This window comes from Chitinophaga sp. Hz27, from assembly GCF_042263525.1.
Taxonomy (GTDB): domain Bacteria; phylum Bacteroidota; class Bacteroidia; order Chitinophagales; family Chitinophagaceae; genus Chitinophaga.
Genome location: NZ_JBHKFJ010000007.1, coordinates 147,652 through 168,605, shown reverse-complemented (window position 1 = coordinate 168,605; position 20,954 = coordinate 147,652). Strand labels below are relative to the sequence as shown.

The 20,954-nt window shown below is 37.4% G+C and carries 13 protein-coding genes; 11 read left to right on the top strand and 2 right to left on the bottom strand.

Annotated elements, in window-relative coordinates; translation table 11 throughout:
- Nucleotides 1-48: 48 nt before the first annotated feature.
- Nucleotides 49-396 carry a hypothetical protein gene (locus ACE38W_RS17630; RefSeq protein ID WP_375832671.1) on the bottom strand — a complete coding sequence of 116 codons (348 nt, stop codon included), beginning with the start codon at nt 394-396 and terminating at the stop codon, nt 49-51.
- Nucleotides 397-1,235: 839 nt separating this feature from the next.
- Here ACE38W_RS17630 and ACE38W_RS17625 point away from each other — a divergent pair.
- From ACE38W_RS17625 to ACE38W_RS17615, 3 genes are all read left to right on the top strand, one after another.
- The gene (locus ACE38W_RS17625; protein ID WP_375832669.1) at nt 1,236-2,270 is read left to right on the top strand and encodes a hypothetical protein; all 1,035 of its coding nucleotides are present in this window, start codon (nt 1,236-1,238) and stop codon (nt 2,268-2,270) included.
- A 337-nt stretch (nt 2,271-2,607) separates the two neighbouring features.
- Nucleotides 2,608-5,706: a sacsin N-terminal ATP-binding-like domain-containing protein gene (locus ACE38W_RS17620; protein WP_375832667.1), complete on the top strand. Its 3,099-nt coding sequence runs from the start codon at nt 2,608-2,610 to the stop codon at nt 5,704-5,706.
- A gap of 3 nt (nt 5,707-5,709) precedes the next feature.
- Nucleotides 5,710-6,783 carry a hypothetical protein gene (locus tag ACE38W_RS17615; RefSeq protein WP_375832665.1) on the top strand — a complete coding sequence of 358 codons (1,074 nt, stop codon included), beginning with the start codon at nt 5,710-5,712 and terminating at the stop codon, nt 6,781-6,783.
- A 210-nt stretch (nt 6,784-6,993) separates the two neighbouring features.
- Here ACE38W_RS17615 and ACE38W_RS17610 read toward each other — a convergent pair whose 3' ends face one another.
- The gene (locus tag ACE38W_RS17610; RefSeq protein ID WP_375832663.1) at nt 6,994-7,443 is read right to left on the bottom strand and encodes a TraM recognition domain-containing protein; all 450 of its coding nucleotides are present in this window, start codon (nt 7,441-7,443) and stop codon (nt 6,994-6,996) included.
- A 554-nt stretch (nt 7,444-7,997) separates the two neighbouring features.
- Between ACE38W_RS17610 and ACE38W_RS17605 the strand changes: the two genes are divergently transcribed.
- The 8 genes from ACE38W_RS17605 to ACE38W_RS17570 all read left to right on the top strand — a co-directional run bounded on the left by ACE38W_RS17605 (nt 7,998) and on the right by ACE38W_RS17570 (nt 20,909).
- Entirely contained in the window at nt 7,998-8,591 is a 594-nt protein-coding gene (locus tag ACE38W_RS17605) for an RNA polymerase sigma factor (RefSeq protein ID WP_375832661.1), read from the top strand.
- A gap of 97 nt (nt 8,592-8,688) precedes the next feature.
- Nucleotides 8,689-9,900, top strand: a complete 1,212-nt coding sequence (locus tag ACE38W_RS17600) for a FecR family protein (protein WP_375832659.1) — start codon at nt 8,689-8,691, stop codon at nt 9,898-9,900.
- A 467-nt stretch (nt 9,901-10,367) separates the two neighbouring features.
- Nucleotides 10,368-13,763 (top strand): SusC/RagA family TonB-linked outer membrane protein, encoded by a 3,396-nt coding sequence (locus ACE38W_RS17595; RefSeq protein ID WP_375832657.1) that lies wholly within the window; start codon nt 10,368-10,370, stop codon nt 13,761-13,763.
- 10 nt (nt 13,764-13,773) lie between these two features.
- Nucleotides 13,774-15,198, top strand: coding sequence for a RagB/SusD family nutrient uptake outer membrane protein (locus tag ACE38W_RS17590; RefSeq protein WP_375832655.1), 1,425 nt, complete (start codon nt 13,774-13,776; stop codon nt 15,196-15,198).
- A gap of 26 nt (nt 15,199-15,224) precedes the next feature.
- The gene (locus ACE38W_RS17585) at nt 15,225-16,154 is read left to right on the top strand and encodes a hypothetical protein (protein ID WP_116973955.1); all 930 of its coding nucleotides are present in this window, start codon (nt 15,225-15,227) and stop codon (nt 16,152-16,154) included.
- Nucleotides 16,155-16,285: 131 nt separating this feature from the next.
- A complete protein-coding gene (locus ACE38W_RS17580; protein ID WP_375832653.1) occupies nt 16,286-17,215 on the top strand; it encodes an ABC transporter ATP-binding protein in 930 nt (309 codons plus the stop codon).
- 24 nt (nt 17,216-17,239) lie between these two features.
- Nucleotides 17,240-19,546: a Gldg family protein gene (locus tag ACE38W_RS17575; RefSeq protein ID WP_375832651.1), complete on the top strand. Its 2,307-nt coding sequence runs from the start codon at nt 17,240-17,242 to the stop codon at nt 19,544-19,546.
- Nucleotides 19,506-20,909: a DNA mismatch repair protein gene (locus ACE38W_RS17570; RefSeq protein WP_375832649.1), complete on the top strand. Its 1,404-nt coding sequence runs from the start codon at nt 19,506-19,508 to the stop codon at nt 20,907-20,909. Before ACE38W_RS17575 ends, ACE38W_RS17570 begins: the two co-directional genes overlap by 41 nt.
- The last annotated feature ends 45 nt before the right edge of the window (nt 20,910-20,954 follow it).

The following is a 20,954-nucleotide window of genomic DNA, read 5'->3' as shown; positions in this document are numbered from 1 at the left end:
AGCCATTATTTTCTGAAAGGGATATTTTTTACAACACATTAGTTCTGATCATATATCATCAAGTTCTTCCGTTCCCATTTCTGTGTAAGGATCATGATGGCTATGAAAAGATTCGATTATATAGATTTTACCCTTCAGGAATTCACTATAAATACTACGTAGCTTAACATAGATCTCCTCTGGCACATTTTCACTATTGCTCATGTACTCATTATATGTCGAGATAGTAATGTCAATACTATTTGCTATTTCGGCATCAGGTAGCAAAATATCCTTTGCCGCAGCATTTTGCCTCAGGACTACAATAGTAGCTGAAAAATTTTCTTTTTGTAGGTCTCCGCTGTCAATTATATGTTTTGAAACAAACTTTCTTGTTACCGACTTTTTCTTTCTCATTTAAATTGTATTGTGGTAATTGCTATAGGACATGATCAACTGTAGTATACGAATATTGCCTCGTAAATACAGTTCCATTACTCCAAGTATAAGTGCAGTTAACTATATAACTATATGTTACGGCTATTGGAGCAAAGGCGGGCGGCATTGGACTGCAAGATCCTGATAATCCCATTATTTGAGAAACACGTTTCGCATCCATCCCATCCATTGTTGTATAATATATTATAGGTGGGTCAAGCCTAACATTAAAATTAGTTATACTTAACACAAACCGCAGATCATACGCAAAAGGAGATGTTGCGAAAGGTAATATTTCCAGAGGGAGTTTTCTACAATCTGAAAAATAGAGCATTTCGAACCACGAGAACGAATGAAGTATTTTCCCTAATCGCAAGCCTGAACACTGTTTCAGATATAAATAAAAAAGGAGAGAATGGTAATGAAACCATTCTCTCCAGTTGTGTCGGGACGACAATACGACGCCCTGATATCGTAATTTATTTGATTTCAATGTGTTGTTAAAAGAGCTTCGAATCTACTCACGGGATTACTCCCCAAGGTATTCAGTGATTTTGCCACAAGATAAAAATTGTACTAAATAATTCCAAAATATCAGATTAGGCCAATTGGACTATTTTATAAGGATTCTAGGTTTGGCTGTTATCAGAAAGACTATTGTACTTTTATTAGTGCGGATTTCACCGATTATGTAACTGAAAAATGATAGTAGGTAAACGTAAAATGTATTCTGTAAACTATTAATTTTCTGAATAAGTAATGGTGGTGGTTTAAAAAAATAATAATTTACAATAAGAAAATAATCCGTTTAGTTATATATGGAATCTCAGGAAGAAAGTTTTAAAGCAAGCATTGTCGCTCAGAAAGAGTATGCAAAGAAACAACTTGCCGATAATCTAAATTTGATTGGACGCTTTAAGAAACTTGCTGCTTCCAAGGGTATTGAGCTTCAAGATGAAGACTTCGAGTATATTGAAACGATTGGAATTGTGGCTAACTATCCTGGTATACTCTGGCTTCTCTACCCTGAATTAGTTAGAGATAAGGATGGCCTTGTCGAATTTGCTACTTTACTTAAGACCTTCAAAAAAAATGAAATTGCGAGTGGCTATCTATACGGGGAATCATGCATTGTAATGGCGCACCCGTATTTTCGTCGGGGGTTTAATCCGACCAGCCATTTTACATCAAGTTTTGTAAACCTTTTATGGAAGTTGAAGGACTCTCGCATTGTGCATTCTATTGCTTTGGATGAAGACAGAGTTCGCATTAATGTTGACAATACACAATGGAAGGAATTCGATACGTGGTATGGCGCAAAATTTAATGGTAGTATTATTCAAATTCCCAACGGGCCAATTAAACTTTGTCCTCCTTCCGATCTTGCGGCAAGGCAAATCGATTTCCTCTTTGCAGAGTGCCATTCCCTAGTTATGAAATGGGATACTTCCAAAGAAGGGATTAAAAACTTTTATGCAGAAGAGTTTAAAACTGAGAATTTGACAGTTCAAACAGTAGATGGTGAGTTTTATCCAACACGATATGTTCATTCAGAGGTCAGCCCCAATATAAATGCAATTAAGCATTTTGATGGAGCAATACATTTTTACGATTTAGAGGAGTATTTAGCATTGCGAGACTCGGATCTGAACTATAATTCCAAAAGTTTAAACCAGATAAAAGGGAAGTCAAAGAAAATGTTTATGCTTAATGGTAATATTGAGACTAGTACCTGGATTGATATGATTAGCCATTTTATGCATGGAAATCCACTGGTTTTTGAATATTTTCAAGGCTCGTACCCCTCAGAAACGCAAAAAATTCTTGATGCTATTAATGCAAACTTGATTTGAGGTGATATTAAAAGTATTCAGAAGATTTCTATATGAGTAATTTTATATTATTCCCGTACATAAAAGTTAGAGGGAAATTTTTATGATTATGCAGATGTATTGGACCCTATGAGGAAATAAAAAATGAGCGGAGATGGGGTTAACAGGTAGAAAACAGCCTATTAGTTTGAGAATTTATAACATTTTACTTAATTTGGTAAGCGTCAGATTTTTGAATTGTTTTGAGAGGCCCTAGACAAATTTGCAATTTGGTTTTGTGCCAGTATTCTGTCATCTGCAGGCAGAGAAAGTAATAATTTACATACTCTGACTATTAGTTAATAATATTGTTACACCTATGACTTATAAGAACCTTGTGCAGCAGTTTACTCATGATGGCTACATGAAAAAACTTGCGGGAAATATTAAAACAAAATTGAGTGAACTAAGGCAAAGCGCAAATCCAGGTGATGAAAGACGTTGGATATGGGAATTAATTCAAAATGGGAAAGATGTTCATATTCCTGGTATCCCATTTAAGGTATCGATTAAGCTCTCCGATTTTGGAGAAAAAGGACACCTAGAGTTTAAACATACAGGGAAGCCATTTTCTGTTAAAAATATTACGTATCTAGTCGAACAAGTTTCTTCTAAAGATCAGGAAGATTATGAAGATGGAACACCTCCAACCGGTAAGTTCGGGAGCGGGTTTCTAACTACGCATTTACTCTCTGAAACGGTTAAAATTGAAAGTGTAATTAAAGCTGATGGTCTTGAGTATAAGAGGTGTCAGATAGAGCTTGATAGAAGTCCGAGAGCAGAGGCTGGTATAATCGAAAGTATTCGACGGTCTTTAAACATTCTTGAGGATTTAGATAATATTGAGACTATTACAAGTTATAGACCGCAAGATTATAATACTGCTTTCATATATGATCTGGATAAGAAAGGAATTGATGTTGCAAAGACTGGTATTGAAGACTTAGAACTTTCTATTCCTTTAACCTTAATCTTTGTGCCTACCATAAAGGAAGTTACTATAGAGAATTCTTCGAAAATTTACCGAATAAAACCGGAATTATCCTATTCTATTGAGAATATTACCTATCATACAATAGAAGAGATTGGACCTGATGGAACCGAGTTAATAGAATTCCTTTCAGTAAGTGGAAATAATACCCATATTGCCGTTCCTATTAAAAAGTCCAATGGCATAGTTGCTATTAGTCCAATTGATAAAAATCGGCAACCAAAATTATTTTGTGACTTTCCACTAATTGGAACAGAGGGGTTTCCTTTCCCTGTTATCATTAATAGCCCTCAATTTAATGTTAATGACCCAAGAAGTATAGTAAGATTAACAGATAACTCGGAACCCGAAATACAAGAAAATAAAAGCTTGATAGTTGAAGCAGTTACTTTATTACAAAAGTTATTGGAATATTGCTCCAAGAACGGTGTTGAAAACTTGTTTTATTTGGCTGACGCTGCAGAAGCTAGTCAGAATTGGATTAGTAAAGAATGGTATAAGACAAATGTAATAACGCCGCTTTTGAAAACATTGTCAAGTCTGCCTTTGGTAGATACAGAGATGTTGGAAAGACGGTCCATACAAAATGAAGAAGGAAGAAGTACTATTACTTTTCCATCTGATTCAATGGAAGAGGTTAGAGATATGATCTTTGAAATAGGTTCCTCTGTTTATCCTTCACATATGCCTCGTAAATCTGAAATACATGAATGGTATCGTGTATTGTGGCCCAAATGCTATAGATTAACAGTGAAGCGCCTTGCTGCTATTATTCATGATTCAGAAAATATTGAGGTTTTACAGGAAAAGATTCTTGATTTAGATGCAATCGAGTGGTTACAGAATTTTTATGATTTATTAAATAAAGAAGCCAATTATATTTCAGAGGTAGTTAGTAATAATATTGCTGTTATTCCTAATCAGAATAGAGTCTTCAAATTAATGAAGGAGTTAAAGTTTGATCCTGGGATAGAAGATGTTTATAAAGATATATTGATAGAGCTTGATTATGATATAAGAAATGAATTAAGAATTACAAATGTTTATACTGCTGCAAAAGATCCGGAAGCTAAATATAAAATACAGCATAGTACATTTAAAAAGGAAAATTTACCCAAACTCATTAATTCACGATTGAAGGAAGTTGATGGTGATAAATCGTTTATAGCAGCATTCAGCATGTCATGTGTTTTTCCAAGATCAGGAGAGTACCCTGCATGTAGAGAAAAAATTTTTGATGCACTGCAAAGAATTTATCCTTTGCTCGGTGCTGAAAAATTATATGTTGATGAATATTGGGAAGAAGTTTACACTGAATCAGACCAAATTATTTTTAATAGTATTATTAGTTTAATATCCAAATGCAAAAACATAAAAGGATTTAAGGAGGAATATAAATTCTTCAACGAAGAAGAAGCCTTAAGATGGTTGGTAGACTTTGTGACTATGTCTATTGAAATGGGAAAAGAAGAATCTATACTAGGGATTAAAAATCCTATTCTTCCTAATCAGAATGGTCAATTTTGTAGTAAGGAAAGTTTGTTTTCCGGAGTAAATACAAATGAGCGTTTAAAAGATATATCAGCTTTTTTGGGATATGATTATAGAGATCTGCTAATAGCTGACCTTATGCCCCTAAAGTTTGAGCAATCTAGATACATTGATGATAAGCTTGTTGCAGAGAAAATATCTATGTTGATAGGTGGTCTGATGGCTGATTTAGAGCAAGATGAAGATACGATAAATGCGTTTAAAAAACTATTTATTTGGTTTAACGAAAATCCAAGTCTTGCTAGTTCAATTTTTGGAGATTTGTATTTGAATAGGCATCGTTTATGTCAGCCAGAACAGATTGTAAGCTCGATGGAGAAAGCAGCAACTCTAGATTCTTTATTAAGTGAATATGAACTAGATAGCCCTGAACAATTACGAGAAATCTTAAAAAACAAAAGAGATCGGAACTCACATGATGGCGTCTTTGAGCCACTTACACAGGATATATTATTAAGTTTGGGTGTAAAGAATTTTGAAGAGCTAAAAGATGCCCTGATGGATAAGAATCTTGCTGAAGTATTTGGACATACATCTATACCTGATCCTGAGTATTTTATTTTTGTGCAGGCTAAAATTGATCGCACCCATGATAGGGTACGGTTATTTTTAGAAGAACTTGGATACAATTTTGAAAATGCTGATAGAACCGCTACAACGGTCTTTTCTGGGGTAATTAAAGAAGGAAGACTAATCGATATTGTTTTTAGACCAGGAGATAATGGGCAAGTAATTTTTTATTATGGTTCCGAAACGTCAACATTAAAAAATCCAAATGCTGAATTATGGGTAGATAGTGGCTTAAATGAACCTTTTCAATTAACATTGGGGAGAATTTTAGAAGATAATGATATAAAGAAGATTATATTCAGATAATAAATGAATAATATTAATTTTAATAGTATAGTTGGGGCGCCGCGTGGAGAGCAACTTGAGTATATTCCTACGCTCATTCCCTCGAAAAATTTGGCATATAGAATTGCAGACTTTGCATGTCGAAATGGAGGTGCAATAATATTTGGGGTACGTAGCCTTCCAAAAGAAAAGCTGAGTGTAGAAGGCTTGTCAAGTGATTTTAAGGTGACAGCAATTCTGCAAAAAGCTTTGAGCTTAATTAATCCAACTCCAACAATTGAACATGGATATTTTAATCATAATGACAAACAGCTTTATGGCATAAGTGTGGTTAAAAGTGAAGATCCTTTAACAGTGGATGGATTAAGTTTTAATGGATTTATTAAAACTACAACAAAATATTATGGTGGCAGCTTGCCTAATATTGGCCCATTTAATAAGACTCTTGCATTCTTGGAAAGTGAGGGTGGTGATGGTACAAGTTCAAAAATTAAGTTGGTAAGCCATTACTCAAATATAATAAGGATTTATGAGCCTACATTGACGGTGTTCTTTCCTTATGAAATAGATGTACTGACTCATATACCTGAAGGGAAGATTTTTAATAGGGTGATGTTTTCAAGCTGTGTAGATAACTTCGAGACATATTTGTCTGATCTATTACATGAGATTTACATTGCTAGGCCAGAAACCTTGAAAAGTGGTGAATCAACAGTAAAAGTTTCTGAAATATTAGAATGTGAAGACATTGAAGAATTTGTTAAAAGGTTTGCTTCAAAACGAGTTTCAAGGTTACAAAAAGGGAGCATAAAAGGATTTATAAAAGACAACCAGGAAATTTCATTATTAAATGCATTTCAACCAGATGAAATTGCTGAAATTGAGCGCACTCTTCAGATTAGACATCTGTATGCTCATCGAAATGGAATTGTTGATGAAAGTTTTTTGCTACATTTTAAAGGAAAGTACCAGTTAAAAACAGAACATCAACTTTCAATAAAAGAAGTCCTGGATAAAATTGAGTACTTAGTCAAACTAGTTAGTGAAGTAGATAAAAAAGCAGTTGAAAAATATTCATTATCAACTATTATATCCTGATCTGAATTTAAAAAAAATTTTCAGATAGATTGAGATAATGGTTTACTAAAGATATACATGAACGGCTAGTTATAGCAATTAAGAATTGGTTAAATAGCCATTATCTTTTGACTAGTAGGTATGCATTTGTAGGATCATTTATAATCCTGCTGATCTCCGCATCCACAAAACCGGTAACATCATCTTTTATCTGCATGAAATTTTTATACACTACACCATTTTCCAAATTCCTGATAACAAGCAACTCCTTTTGAAGTTTTCTTTCCAGATCAGCTTTCTGGTATCTTTCGTTACCTTACAGTGAAAGACCTTTTGCGGTATTTCCAGCCCAGGATCGTCGGCTACTATACCTACGAATTCACCGGAGGAAAGGTTACTAATAACGCTGGGAAGTATAGCCATATCCAGTTGCTGAGAATAGTTAACAGAGGTATCTGAGCTGTTAATGGTGGTACTGGCACGGTCCTGCATAATCCTGCCTACCCGGTCACTCATTTGCCTAGCGGTATCACCGGCAACCTGCCCACAGATTACATTACCACATAGGTTCATGAGTACATCTGCCATCTCTCTGGAATAGTCCTTTTTTACCTGATCGAGGTTTTGGATGACAAGGGTAGTAGTTGAATGTGTTGTTAAAAGAGCTTTGGATCTACTCACTGGATTGCACTTGTGGGGCTAGTGAGTTGCAGCCACAAGGTAGAGTTTATTCCAAATAATGCAAAAATGTACCATTGGGCAAACTGACTAAGTCGACATGGCTTATTGTTACTCGTGAAAAAACTTTCTTAGAGTAAAGCCTGGATCTAAAGGAAGATCTGGTAATATATTATGTAAGGATCAATAATTTAAAAGCAGCACAAAAGTTGATGCCTTGATTATTGAATCGCACTGCCTTATTTGAAGAAGTAAGATTAATTTTCCTGAATTGGATTTTTGTAGACCGGATTAGATATTTTATTTATTATAAAATAATGTAATATTTATGTATTGCTATTATTTAACATAATAAGCACCTGATAAAATAAATTTATTAGCGATAAAGCTTCCATCTTATAATTTTTTTACGTTAGTTTGTAGCCATGTCTAAATCCTTATTTGCCAAATTTTAATTTTTAAATATCGGGTTATGAGTTTTCTTTTCAGAAAACTAAATTGTTTCGATATGCATCTTTTTAATCAAATTGTAATAGTCGTTTAGAACCGGATAGTATTTGTTATTCAATCATTCATATGAGGAAAAGGATCTGCTTTCGCTGGTAGCAGAGGGGGATGAAAAGGCTTTTGAAATAGTCATTCGCCAATATGGTGGCCATTTACATGATTTTATTGTAAAATTAACCCGAGACAGCTTTGTGGCCGACGAACTTGTTCAAGACACTTTTTTAAAGATATGGCAAACCCGGGAAGGTCTTGTGTTCGTGTCCAATTTTAAAGCATATCTCTTTACAATTAGCCGGAATCTGGCTATTAACGCCCTGAAAAAAACGATAAAAACTAAAATGTACCACTCTCAGTGGTTGGCAGAATCACCCGATGCTACTATAGATAGAGAAGCTGAAGATAATGATACATGGAAATGGCGTTTATTTGATGTAGCTGTAGAAAACTTACCTCCGCAACAAAAGAAGGTATGGGTAATGGCCAGACATGAAAGGAAAAAATACCACGAAATCGCTGCTGAACTACATTTGACAAGGGAAACCGTCAAGAAATACCTCCAGTTCGCTGCTGCAGCAATTGTTAAATATATAGAGTCTCACCCCGAATTCTGCCTACTGATAGCCTTAGTATTCTATAAATCCTAAAAGCCTCACCGGTAAAGGATTTATAAAATTTGAATTATTTTTTTGAAAACACTATCCCCTTTTTTCTTTTTTTTTTGTTCTTATAATAGAAGATTATATGAATACTGGAAATAAATACGCCGAATTACTGGAGCGATGGTTCAATGCAAATGAATCTGAACAGGATATCCAACAGCTTTACGAGCAGCTAAAGGATGAAGAACTGTTGCCAGACCTTATTGACGCGTTGGAAGCCAGATATGTTCAATCTGATAATCAGCCTTATGATTATGCCAAAACATCTCTGATAATGAAGGCTATTCATGAATATGAAGCAGTCAAGGAAGAAAAGACAGTTGATTCCGGAAGGGGGAATTTACGTTACATACGAAAATGGGGATGGGTGGCAGCAGCCATTGTACTCATAGTAAGTATTGGTAGTTATCAGTTGACAACAAAAATTACAGGTAATCAGCCATATCATTTAGCACCATTGGGAGTTGATATAGCGCCGGGTAAAAATGGCGCGGTGCTTACGTTGGCGGATGGTTCGCAGGTAGTGTTGGATAGTCTGGGCAACGGGGTTGTAGCTAATCAAAACGGAGCACAGGTTCAATTAAATAATGACGAACTGGCGTATTCGTTAGTCGGTAAGTCAAGTAGTGATGTGGTATACAATGTTATATCAACACCTAATGGCAGGCAATTTAATGTTGTGCTTCCAGATGGTACAAAGGTGTGGCTGAATGCCGCCAGTGCATTGCGTTTCCCTACAGGGTTTACCGGACATGAAAGAAAAGTAGAACTAACTGGTGAAGCATATTTCGAGGTAGCCCAAAATGAGAAATTGCCTTTTAAAGTTATTGTGAATGATAAAGCCGTAATAGAAGTCTTAGGAACACATTTTAACGTGAATGGTTATGAAAATGAGCAACTGTTGAGCACAACTTTACTAGAAGGGAGAGTGCGTGTACATTCCATGAAAGATCTCAATGGATCAAGGAATAATGGTGTAATACTACAGCCGGGCCAACAAGCTAATATTAATCAGAATTTATCCGCTGCAATTACTGTTATCAATAATGCGAATGTTGATAGAGCAGTAGCATGGAAGAATGGACTGTTTAATTTCGAGGGAGCTACGCTTGGAGAAATGATGAAACAATTGGAAAGATGGTATGATATCACTGTTAGGTATGAAGGAACAATTCCAGAACGTGAGTTTCAAGGTAAGTTACCTCGTAATCTGCATCTGTCGCAAGTTTTAAGAATTTTGGATGAAATGGGAATCAAAACCAGGCTTGAAGGAAAAGTATTAATTATAGAGTAAGCATATAATAGGATAAATCAAGTATGCCAATGAAAATAGTAAATGATTTTTAAACTATTTATATCTCAAAAATCAGCCAACAATCCTAAAACAGAGCCAGGGATGTGTAAGATCCCTGGCAGAAGTTTGAAATGTTGAATGAATTCAGTCGACTAGGACTTCATATTTTATCAACCAATCAACGCAAATGTATGCAAAAAATTGCTATTTGTGATCGGTATGCTCGTGGGAGCAACTGTCGCATTTCCGCCTTAACCTTCAGTAAAAGGCTAACTTTCATTTTCTTTACGCTTGTCGGCTTACTACAAATTTCTGCAAGTTGTCTTGCACAATCAGTGACTTTCTCAGGAAGAGATATTCCCTTAAAGCAAGTTTTTACTGAGGTAGAAAAACAAACAGGTTATCTGTTTTTCTGTGATGGTTCCCTTCTCAAGGCTGCAGCTCCGGCATCAGTCTCGGTTAAAAACATGCCTTTAAAGGAATTTTTAGCAGTGCTATTACAAGACCGACCTTTAAAATTTGCCATAGAAGATAAGGTGATCATTGTTTCCGGAAAATCTTCTACATCTACAACTGCAGCTAGTGTTACAGAAGCTCCCACTTCTATTAGTGGAGTGATACGTTCTATAGAAGGTGAATTGTTGCCTGGTGTTTCCGTACGTATTAAAAATACAGTAACCGGAACTGTAACTTCTGCTACAGGTACATTTTACTTTAATCAGCTACCAGAAAATACAGTGTTACAACTGTCGATGTTAGGTTATGAGCCAATGGAAATTGGCACCCGAAAAACAGATAGAGGTTTTTCAGCCTATACTTTGAATCCTAACCAGGCAGAACTTATCATGGCACAGCCAGGCAATAATCTGGTGTTGAATATTACACTAAAGAAGAGAGGCTATGATATGGGGGATGTAGTGATAACCGGATATATGAACGTGAACAAAAAGAATTACGTTGGTGCTGTTTATTCTGTAAAAGCAGACGATATTAAAGTGGCAGGTGAAACCAGCATTGATCAGATGTTACAAGGTGTTGTACCCGGCATGTCAGTAATGACGCAGTCTGGTCAAGTTGGTTCTACTCCCAAGATTCGAATCAGAGGTACCTCCACTATCCTGGGTAACCAGGAACCAGTTTGGGTAGTAGATGGTGTAATTCAGAGAGATCCTTTACCTATACCCTCTAGTAGTGGCACATTGGGCAATGATATGGGAGAGTTAAGATTAATTGCTTCTAATGCTATATCCTGGCTAAATCCAAATGATATTGAAACGATTACGGTACTGAAAGATGCATCGGCTACTGCTATCTATGGTTCACAAGCTGCAAATGGAGTAATTGTACTCACCACAAAAAAAGCACGGGCTGGAGATTTATCTGTGTCATATAATACAAACCTTTCTATTGGGCAGCGACCTTCATATAGTAACTTTAATCTGATGAATTCGCAGCAATTGATGCAGTTCTCAAAGGAAGTTTATGAGGCGCGTGATAGTTACAATGCTGAAGTCTTGCCGATAGGTTATGCTGGTCTTATACAACAATTGCAACAAAAGGAAATTGATTATGCTACATATATTCAGCGTTATAGAAAACTGGAGAATCAGAATACCGACTGGTTTGCTTTGCTATTCCGTAATCCATTTAGTCAGAATCATAGTCTTAGCCTTTCTGGTGGTAGTGATAAGATCAGTACCCGGGCATCCTTCAATTTGCAACAACAGAATGGCGAAGCAAAAGGAAATGACCTGAAAACTTTTTCTGCATCTACTAATACTGTGCTTCGATTTGGTAGTCGCTTAACAATAAATGTCTCTCTGAATGCAAGCAGACGAGAAACAAACGGATTCGCCTACGGAGTTGATCCCTTTGGTTATGCCTATGGTACTGCCAGAACAATTCCTATGTATAACGATGATGGTACGCTGTTTTATCACGACAAGACAGGAGAGGCAAGTACTGTTTTCACCAGCAATAATCGCTACCGTTATAATATCCAAAACGAGCTAAATAATACAGGAAACAGAAACATAAATACAACATTGGCATCTACTGTGGATGCAAACCTACAGTTGTCTAAATATCTCCAGTATCAGGGGCTGTTTTCTTATAATCTTGCTACTAGCAGTGTTAAATCCTATGCCACAGAATTATCCTTCTATGCTACTCAGACAAGAGGATACGAATTTGGATCGGTAATCTCCAATTCTGTGCAGGAGCAGGCTAGCCGTTTGCCTTTTGGAGGACTTGTACAACACCAGAACGCTAATAATACAGCATACACCTGGAGAAATAGCCTCGTATATAATCGCTTATTTGCTTCCAAACATAGTGTAACCGTTCAAGGTGGAATTGAAGCACAATCAGCACTAATGCAAGGTAATAATGATACGCGTTACGGTTATCTACGTTATCGTGGGGAAACCTATGCACCGGTTCCTTTGAATCCTGTAGTAAACGGTGTAAGCACACAAAATAATCTGTATGATAGGATGCGTATTAACTCAGGTATCGTAAATCTTCGCAGCAATACCCTGAGTGAATACTTTACCGCGGTTTATGGTTTTAATCAGCGTTATATTTTAAACTTCAACGCCAGACTGGACGCGTCCAATAGGTTCGGACAGGATAAAAATAAGCAATTCCAGCCTACCTGGTCAGTAGGTGCAAAATGGCGTGCGGCTAATGAACAATTTTTAAGTTCCCAGAAATGGTTGAATGCATTTGACCTGTCTGCAAGCTATGGTTATCAGGGTAATGCAGTTGAAGCGGTTTCTCCTTATTTAATTGCTACAGATGGTGGGCTGAGTGGACTATTTAATCAATACATTCTTAATATTAAATCTTTGCCTTACCCGGATTTGGGCTGGGAGAAAACAAGAACCTGGAATTTAGGTATGGATTTATCTTTCCTGAATGGGCGTCTGAATGCCAGTGTGAATTGGTATAGGAAAACCAGCAACATTCTGGCATCAAGGCAAGTACTGATCGAAAATGGGATGAATTCAACTACGATTTTTGGCTCGCTCATGGAAAATACAGGATATGATATGATCGTTAGTGTAGTGCCGATTAAGACCAAGGATTTCATGTGGCAATTGTCTGTAAATACTGGTCTTGCCAGAAATAAGCTGGAACAAAACCAAAGAATAAATACTATAGACGACTACCTGAGTGGAAGTGCTATTGTTAACGGGCAGGCATATTCTACTTTTTATTCCTATGCCTTTGCAGGTCTAAATAATACCAATGGTGTACCTAAGTTTAAGAATATGGATATTAAACCTACGTCTAATGATCTGGACTATCTGGTTAAATCAGGAAAACTTGAACCCGATTTTTCAGGAGGATTCAGTACCATAGTAAGATATAAAGGGATTTCACTGAGTACGCAACTAGCAATGGCATTCGGTAACCAAAAAAGGCTTCCGGTATTTTATGGTACTGCCGGAGCTCCAACACCAGAACAAAATGCACCTAAGTTATTGATGGACCGTTGGAAGAAACCTGGTGATGAGCAATACACAAATATTCCAGCAGTTCCGCCAGGAAATCCAAATAGGATAAATGTTCTTGTTCCAAGAATGACACCAGTGGCGATATCAGCTTATCAGCTATATAATCAATCGGATATTATGGTAGCTAATGCTGATTTTATTCGTTGCCGTCAGGTGGCATTGGGCTACCAGTTTACAACTGCAGTGTTGAAAAGAGTGCATCTGAAAAGTCTGAGTACTACGCTTAGCATGACTAATCCGTTTCTCGTCACATTCGATAAAGCATGGGGAGGATATGATCCAGAAACAAATGGATGGCCAGCCCGCAAGGTGACTTCATTATCCTTTAATACGACCTTCTAATACTAATCGCATGAAGTATAAATTATTAATATTAATATCTCTTTGCGTGCTGCTTGGATTTAGCAGTTGCAAGAAATTTCTGCAAGAACAATCGCAAAGTGAAGTGATTCCCAAAACTGCAAATGATTTCCGTGAATTATTGATGGGTTCTGGTTATATGCAAAAGGAAGAGCCCATGAACTTTCTTACACTCATGGATGATGATGTAGATTTTAATATTGATTGGGATTCAGGCAATGGACAAACTTATGTTGGGAGTTCAGGTGCTAAAAGATACTTTTATTACTATACCTGGCAGCCAAGATTATTTGAGACAAATGGATTAGGAGAAGTGATTAACGCAGATCCATCCACAACTGCGTATTACCGCTTTTATGAATTGATAAAAGGTTGTAATGCTGTCCTGGATAATATTGACGGATCTATTGGCAGCCAACAGGAAAAAGACAGGGTAAAAGGAGAAGCATTGGCACTACGTTCTTTCTACTATTTCCGTTTGGTAAATATGTATGGTGCTCCATATAATAGTAGTCCAGATGCACTTGCTGTACCATTGAAACTAAACTCCAATATTGTGATTGACAATATGCAGCAATCAACTGTGAAGGAAGTTTATGAACAAATACTAAAAGATCTTAAAACTGCGGCTACCCTGATGGACCCTTTACCTATAATACGTAGAGATTTTCACATCAATCAACCTGCAATTCATATTCTTTTATCAAGAGTATATCTTTTTATGGAAAAATGGCAGGATTGTATAAACGAATCAAATAAGGTATTTGACCAGGGTGGAATATTGACTGATTTGACAGGGCTAACGACAGGCAACTACATTAGCTACAATAATGCTGAAATAGAATGGATGTATGGCGGAAATGCGCAAGGAGGAGGTACTGCTGAGTATATTCCTTCTGTTCAGTTTAGATCCATGTTTGATGTAAATGATATACGCGGAAAGTATGGCTTCGCTATTTCTGGAGGCTCACCTATCATTACAAAATTCGTTACGTTAGGGTCATTTGTAACAGAAGCTGTACGTACAGCAGAAGCGTTGTTAAACAGGGCGGAAGCAAATGTGCAATTGGGAAATCTTGCTGAGGCAGGAAGGGATCTAAATGATTTGCGTCGTAATCGTATAATAGGATATCAGGACGAAAGTATCAATGATAAAACGAATTTATTATTAGCGGTTCGCACTGAACGCCGAAAGGAATTATACATGGAAGGATTTCGCTGGTTTGACCTGCGCCGCTATGGTATGCCTGCTATTACTCATCGATATCAGAATGAAGTTGGAGAAGCGATTTTGCAGTATACATTGGCAGAAAAAGATCCTATGTATACATTGCCATTTCCAAACAGTCTATTGCTTAGAAATCCTGCGCTAAAACAAAATCCTTCCGGAACTATGGCCGATAGAGTTGGACACTAATTACTAACACACAATACCATCATTATATGAAACATATATCTTTCATTAGTTTCATCTTCACTATATTTTTATTCTCCTGTTCAAAAAAGGAAACTGAAATCGGGGCACCTGTATCGATAAAGCCTGATTATGTTTTGCCACAGGGGAATGCCCCCGATGCAGCAAATGCGCGGATTCAGCAACTCTATGATAAGTATGGTTCTTACTTTCTGTATAATTTTACACAGAAAGATTATGAATGGGTGCAATCTACTGGTAGTGGTAATTCGAAGTTGGATACAGCGGTACTTGGTGATCCTATTTATACAAGTGATATGCTGCAATTTCTGGACGATGTTTGGTTGAAGTTTTTACCAGAAGATTTCAAAAAGGGGAAGGGAATTCCTTATAGAGTATTTATGGCAGATGTGATCCGGCAATACAGACCAAATTTCCCACCTGAATATACTTACTTGTATTTTGATTATAAGATAGTAGGCAAGGCTGTTGTTTTCCCAGGCATGAATAGTGATCTCCGTACAATGACGCCGGCTCAGAAAGTCGCTAAAAAGATTATCGTGACTTCTGCCATGTGGAGTTATTATATTGCTAATAATATCCTGGATATTCCATCTGAATTTTATGCGATTAGCAATTATACTTCCACGGCAGCTCCGGTAACCCCGTTGTCCTTACCAGCTAATATGATAGCTTACCGAACCAGAGGATTTCTACCAAGCAGTTATGATCCAACATTTGGTAATGCACTGGAATGGTATTATAGCTCTTATGCATGGGGAACGGCCAAAACTAATGATGCCAATAGTTTTATTACCAACATTACCCAAAGAACGGATGCTCAGATGGCTCCTTATCTTACCTATCCTCTTATTAAACAGAAGTTCGATCTGTTAGTTAATTATTACAAAACGAAATACAATATTGATGTTCGTGCAATTGCGAATGCAACCTATTAATCTCTAATCTCCTTTCGCCCGGGGCCAGTCCCCGGCGAAAGGTTTCTACACGACGAATTTTAATTGAACGTAATATTTGCGTAAGCAACTGCTTATGCCTGGAATTTTATTTACTAAACAATCCGTAATGAATGGAAAACGCCATTGTAAAAGTTGAAGATTTGTCTCATCGTTATGCTTCCCAGTGGGCAGTAAGAGACATAAATTTTGAAATCCACAACCAGGGAGTAGTGGGTTTGTTGGGTTCTAATGGTGCCGGAAAATCTACCACTATGAATATCATTTGTGGGGTATTAAAGCAATCAAAAGGAGAGGTATTTATTAATGGGATCAACCTGAAAGACCACCCCGTAGAAGCGAAACGTAATATTGGCTTTATGCCACAGAAGTTGCCGCTATACCTGGATTTTACAGTTGAAGAGTACCTCACCTATTGCGCTGATTTACGGATGGTAGAGAAATCCCAGATGAAAAAGGCTGTGCAGGATGTACTGGAAAGGTGTGGTGTCGCTCACTTTCGGGAGCGTTTACTCCGCAATCTTTCTGGTGGTTATCAGCAGCGGGTTGGAATCGCTCAGGCAATCGTGCATAACCCGAGGTTCGTCGTGCTGGATGAGCCAACAAATGGTCTTGATCCAAATCAGATTGTAGAAGTAAGGAACCTGATTAAGGAGATAGCAATTGATAGGTCTGTTCTGTTGTCAACACATATACTCACTGAAGTACAGGCAACCTGTAAAGAGATCAAAATGATTGAAGAAGGGCAAATGGTATTTTCAGGAACATTGGAAATGTTTGATAATTACATTGAGCCCAATTCATTAATAGTTCAACTGGAAACACCACCTGCAAAAGAAGAATTACTAAAGATTCCAGGTGTCAGGTCATTTGAGGAATTGTCGCCTTATCGTTTTAGGCTTGGATATGATGGAGAAAAGAAAACAGCTCAGGGAGTAGCTGAAACGAGTGTTAACAGATCCTGGGGAATGACAGAGCTAATAATTGAAAAAAGTTCGCTGGACGCAGTTTTTGCCAGGTTGTCTAAAAAAAATACCAAATAAAGAAGTTAATATAAAAGATATTCAATGAGACAGATTTTAAAGATAGCGAAGGCAGAGCTATTCACTTTGTTTTATTCGCCAATCGCATGGATGATTCTGGTGGTTTTTACTTTTCAAACTGGATTTGTATATATAGATCATTTGGAAGAACTGTTACAGGCAAAGAAAATGGGATATCAGTTTGCCTTTCTATCCTCTGGTATATTTTCAGGAGGAAGAGGTTTGCTGGCTTCAGTTCAGAATTACCTATACCTCTATATGCCTCTGTTGACAATGGCATTGATGAGCAGAGAGCTAAGTAGTGGATCTATCAAGTTGCTTTACTCATCTCCGATAACCTCTTCACAGATTATTCGTGGAAAGTACATTGCGATGTTGGCTTACAGTTTAGTATTAGTTGCTGTGTTGATGGTATATGTGGTGATTAGTATGTGTATTATAGAAAATTTTGAGCTTGCACCTGTATTGGCTGGAATTTTAGCTGTGTATCTATTGATTGCTTCTTATGCCGCTATTGGGTTGTTTATGTCATCACTTACTTCCTATCAGGTGGTAGCTGCTCTGGGAACGCTTGTATTGCTGGGATTACTGAGTAATATGGGAAAGGTGTTGCAGGATGTAGAGGTTGTGCGTGATATCACTTATTGGTTATCTATTTCTGGCAGAGGAAATGAAATGATCAATGGTCTTATCTGCACAGAAGATATACTATACTTTTTCATAGTTATTTCGATGTTCCTGACATTAAGCGTTTTGAAATTGCAGGCCAATCGTACGCATGCTTCATTTTCCAAAGTTTGGAGCGGTTATGTTGTTGTGGTGATAGGGGCATTGGTATTAGGCTATGCTACCTCAAGACCTTTGCTGATGGCGTATTATGATACGACTGAAACTAAGAGAAATACACTGACACCAAATAGCCAGGCAATCATGGCCAAACTGAATGGAGGTCTTACGATTACCACTTATGTAAATCTACTGGATCGCGAGGTTTACCATGGTTTACCTAAGGAAGTAAATACCGACAAGGAAAGGTTAAAACAATACATTCGTTTTAAACCTGAAACGAAACTAAAGTACGTATACTATTATGATTCATCCAGCAATAACCGCCGTATTCAAATGGTCTACAAGAATAAGTCGCTTGCAGAAATCGCCGAGAAAGAAGCAGATGCGATGAATTTGAATATAAAAAATTTCCTGACACCTGAGCAAATAAGGAAACAGATTGACCTGCGTGATGAAGGGAATACTTTTGTGCGAGTAATAGAAAGAGAAAATGGCCAAAAAGGATTCCTCAGGATTTATGATGACATGACCAAGTTTCCTACTGAAACTGAGATAACTGCTGTCTTCAAACGTATGGTAATGAAATTACCCAGGGTGGCTTTCTTACAAGGGCACGGAGAGAGATCTATTTCCGGAGACAGGAATCGGGATTATACATTGTTTTCTTCTGTAAAAACCTTTCGCCATTCTCTTACCAATCAGGGCTGCGATGTTGAATCTATTGATCTTTCCGGAAGTAAACAGATTCCAAAAGAAGTGGATATAATCGTTATCGCGGATATGCAGGTGCCATTGGATTCTGTTTCTAAAACTAAATTGGATGCATATGTAGCAAATGGTGGTAATCTGGTGGTGACACTGAAGCCGGGTTCTGCTGTTATGGAGAACTTTATTGCTCAGTTTGGAGTGAAAACCATACCAGGTCAGTTAGTTCAGCCGAAAATGGACGATCCGGCAAACGCTGTTATATGTAGGCCAACTCCACAAGGTAAGGCCTTAGCGCCAATCTTTGAAATGATGAACAAAGGTGGCCATCCCGCTTATATTGGAATGGTGAAAGCTGCCGGACTTATAATGGCGGAAGATAAAGGTTTTAAGGGTATTCCTGTTCTTCTGACTGATACCTCGAAAACCTGGAATGAATTACAAACCATTGATTTTATAAATGATACTGCTACACTGGATGTTACTACGGGAGAAAAGGCAGATAGGTTTGTTACTGCGATGGCCCTGACAAGGAAGGTGGGTGCAAAAGAGCAGCGAATTATGATCGTGGGAGATGCAGACTGTATTAGTAACAGCGGAATGAAGCCTCCAATCAGACGCTATGGTGCCTCTAATTTTAATATGATTCCTGGCATGTTCCATTGGTTGTCTTATGGCACGGTACCAGTTGATGTAAGTCGTCCGAATTCAACAGATAATAATATCTCCATTACAAAAGGGAGCTACAATGTGATGAAATATGGTTTAATGGGTGTAATTCCAGGCTTAATACTGGTTGGAAGCACCATTTTACTTATCAGAAGAAGAAGGAAGTAAATCTATACTTGTAATGAACCTAATGACAGATAAACAGACATTGAGCGACCTTAATATATTCGGCAAAAATGGTGGAGATTCTATCTATGCTATATTCAACCGCACCTTTACACGAGGTGGAGCCGAATTATTGGAGGAGATGTTTCGAAACCCGCTGTCGGATGTAGATGCTATCAATGAGAGAAGTTCCATTATTAGCACTTTTTCTATTTTAAAAATACATTTTCCTTACGAAGGAGAATGGTTTGACGCTGCAGATCAATATCTCCAGAATACCGATGTACGGACTAAGTTGAAAGAGGATGACTATTCTTTAGGAAGAAAATTTAATCACCTGATTGCCGCTGATACAATGTATAAAGGCATTGAGAAAGGGGTAATCAGTCTGATTGCAATTTTGCAAACTACCTCAGAATTTGTCGGTCGCATTTGGAATGAAGTCAAGGATACTCCTTATTCCAGAGAACTGGTAGCTATTGACCTGTTGTTACAAACAGCAGCTCTTAAGCAGCTTTTGGAAGAGGATATACGGAAAAAACTTCCATTTGCCAAGGTTGCAGAGTATGATAATATACTCCGTTTCCGGCATAGAGATAATATTCTGAAGCTATTAAAGCATATTTATCTTGTTGATATTTATATATCGGTATCCCGGACGGCAATAGAACGTAAGTTTTGTTTTCCGATAGCTTTGGACGCAGCATTACAAACAATAGTACTGGAGGATTTCTATCATCCGGCACTAACCAGACCAGTAGCTAATTCTCTGACTATTACACCAGCAAGCAATATTATTTTTCTTACGGGAGCTAATATGGCAGGAAAGTCCACTTTTATGAAAGCGTTAGGTATCGCTATGTTCCTTGCCCAAATGGGTTTTCCGGTACCAGCATCCAGTATGAAGTTTTCGGTGCGTGATGGAATATTTACGACTATTAATCTTCCGGATAATCTATCTATGGGAGCCAGCCATTTTTATGCGGAAGTATTGCGGGTAAAAAATATTGCCACGGAATTAAGCCGGGATAAATATCTGTTTGTCATCTTCGATGAGCTGTTTCGTGGCACTAACGTAAAAGATGCCTACGAAGCTACCATTGCAGTTACTTCTGCTATTGCCCGCAGGAAAAACTGCATGTTTGTAGTATCAACCCATATCATTGAAGCAGGGGAGGTTCTTAAAGAGAAATGTGAGAATATCAACTTCATATATCTTCCAACATTAATGGAGGGAAACAGACCTGTTTACACGCATAAATTGGCTGACGGCATCACCGCAGACAGGCACGGGATGATTATTGTAGAAAATGAAGGTATCCTGGATATTTTGGCCAGGAAGAAATCAATAAAGAAGACGACATGAGCTTTATCGCTGATAAACAAACTTTGGATGATTTGGCGATACTGG

Bases quoted from the DNA above. Each gene is read 5' to 3' on its own strand.
- ACE38W_RS17630 (WP_375832671.1), bottom strand. From the start codon at position 396: ATGAGAAAGAAAAAGTCGGTAACAAGAAAGTTTGTTTCAAAACATATA.
- ACE38W_RS17625 (WP_375832669.1), top strand. From the start codon at position 1,236: ATGGAATCTCAGGAAGAAAGTTTTAAAGCAAGCATTGTCGCTCAGAAA.
- ACE38W_RS17620 (WP_375832667.1), top strand. From the start codon at position 2,608: ATGACTTATAAGAACCTTGTGCAGCAGTTTACTCATGATGGCTACATG.
- ACE38W_RS17615 (WP_375832665.1), top strand. From the start codon at position 5,710: ATGAATAATATTAATTTTAATAGTATAGTTGGGGCGCCGCGTGGAGAG.
- ACE38W_RS17600 (WP_375832659.1), top strand. From the start codon at position 8,689: ATGAATACTGGAAATAAATACGCCGAATTACTGGAGCGATGGTTCAAT.
- ACE38W_RS17595 (WP_375832657.1), top strand. From the start codon at position 10,368: ATGCCTTTAAAGGAATTTTTAGCAGTGCTATTACAAGACCGACCTTTA.
- ACE38W_RS17590 (WP_375832655.1), top strand. From the start codon at position 13,774: ATGAAGTATAAATTATTAATATTAATATCTCTTTGCGTGCTGCTTGGA.
- ACE38W_RS17585 (WP_116973955.1), top strand. From the start codon at position 15,225: ATGAAACATATATCTTTCATTAGTTTCATCTTCACTATATTTTTATTC.
- ACE38W_RS17580 (WP_375832653.1), top strand. From the start codon at position 16,286: ATGGAAAACGCCATTGTAAAAGTTGAAGATTTGTCTCATCGTTATGCT.
- ACE38W_RS17575 (WP_375832651.1), top strand. From the start codon at position 17,240: ATGAGACAGATTTTAAAGATAGCGAAGGCAGAGCTATTCACTTTGTTT.